The organism is Armatimonas sp., from assembly GCF_031410135.1.
Taxonomy (GTDB): domain Bacteria; phylum Armatimonadota; class Armatimonadia; order Armatimonadales; family Armatimonadaceae; genus Armatimonas.
In genome coordinates this window covers 1-1,474 of the sequence record NZ_JANNYP010000031.1, presented here as the reverse complement: position 1 = coordinate 1,474, position 1,474 = coordinate 1, and the positions used below count along the sequence as shown (strand labels likewise).

2 protein-coding genes are annotated in these 1,474 nt (G+C 58.3%); both read left to right on the top strand.

Going from position 1 to position 1,474, the window contains the following annotated elements; translation table 11 throughout:
- Positions 1-1,089 (top strand): ATP-binding protein (locus RMO15_RS01145; protein ID WP_309707076.1); only part of this gene is annotated, 1,089 nt, incomplete at its 5' end.
- Positions 1,090-1,197: 108 nt separating this feature from the next.
- Positions 1,198-1,434 (top strand): helix-turn-helix domain-containing protein, encoded by a 237-nt coding sequence (locus RMO15_RS01140; protein WP_309707074.1) that lies wholly within the window; start codon positions 1,198-1,200, stop codon positions 1,432-1,434.
- The last annotated feature ends 40 nt before the right edge of the window (positions 1,435-1,474 follow it).

Here is a 1,474-nt window from a genome sequence, read left to right as displayed (position 1 = left end):
GCCGACCCTGCCGGGTTTCTAGCGACTCTGGTAGCCAGTGGCGAGCCGGTGATCGTGGACGAGGTACAACACGCCCCAGAGCTTCTCCCCACTATCAAGGCCAGCGTAGATCGAGATCGTAGGCCGGGGCGCTTCCTACTCACAGGCTCCGCCAATGTCCTCGTGCTTCCCAAGGTCTCTGAGTCGCTCGCGGGCCGTGTCGAGATTCTTACCCTCTGGCCGCTCTCTCAGGCGGAGCTTGTAGGCACTACCTCCAGCTTCGTGGATATGCTTTTCTCCGATACCCTTCTGGGAAGCCTGCCACCGCGCTCTGAGGCGATGGATCGGGCCGATGTCGTGGCTCGCGTTCTGGCAGGCGGTTACCCGGAAGCACTCACCCGAAGCACAAGTCGCCGCCAAGATTGGTACTCCTCCTATTTGACGACCATACTTCAGCGTGATGTGCGGGATCTTGCCAATATCGAGGGGCTGACCCAGATGCCGCGCCTGATGAGCCTACTTGCCACCCGCTCAGCTTCTTTGCTTAATCTTGCCGATCTGTCTCGAACGCTGCCTCTGCCCTACACCACCCTCCAGCGCTACATGGCGCTTTTGGAGGCAATCTACCTGGTGAAACTGCTTCCTGCCTGGAGCAATAACCTGGGCACGCGCCTTCTTAAAACGCCTAAGATACTCTTGACCGACACCGGGCTGGCGGGCTATCTGATGGGTGTCTCGGAGAGTCGCGTGGTGGAAGACCCCAGCCTCCTGGGTGGGCTTCTGGAGAACTTCGTGGCGCTGGAGCTGATGAAGGACGCGACGTGGAGTGAGACGCATCCTGGCTTCTACCACTGGCATACAGCCCAGCGTGAGGAAGTGGATGTCTTGATGGAGTCTCGTGACGGTCGCCTTGTGGGTGTGGAAGTGAAGGCATCCACCTCAGTCTCGAGTAGCGATTTCCGTGGTCTGCGAACGCTCCAAGCCTCTGTAGGTGGTAGTGTTTCTGTAGGTGGTAAGTTCCACCGTGGCATCCTGCTCTACACGGGACAGCATGTTCTCCCGTTTGGTGAGGGGCTCTTCGCCGTTCCTCTGTCTGCGCTCTGGAGTTAGCTTCGTAAAGTGTGCCATCTGGAGTTAAGTGTGCCATCTGGAGTTAAGTGTGCCAGAGAAGCTGCGGTGTGCCCTCAATGTTATGGTGTGCCATACGGAAGCTCGGGTATGCCATACTGTGGTATGGCCGAGGGTGAGAGCGAAGACAAATATCAGGCACTTGCGCATGACTTATTGACAGTGGATCAGGCGGCGGGCTACTTGCAGCTCTCGACCTCCTCGATCCGCTCCTACATTCGATCTGGCAAGCTCAAGGCGTTCCGCGTGGCGGGTTTGCGCAAAGTCCTGATCCAGCGAGCTGACCTCCTGGCACTCCTGGAGCCAGCGCGAGCTACCGAGTTGTAGATCCCCTCAGAAAAGGGCAGGTTATCTTCCTGGGAGTGGC

Bases quoted from the DNA above. Each gene is read 5' to 3' on its own strand.
- RMO15_RS01140 (WP_309707074.1), top strand. From the start codon at position 1,198: ATGCCATACTGTGGTATGGCCGAGGGTGAGAGCGAAGACAAATATCAG.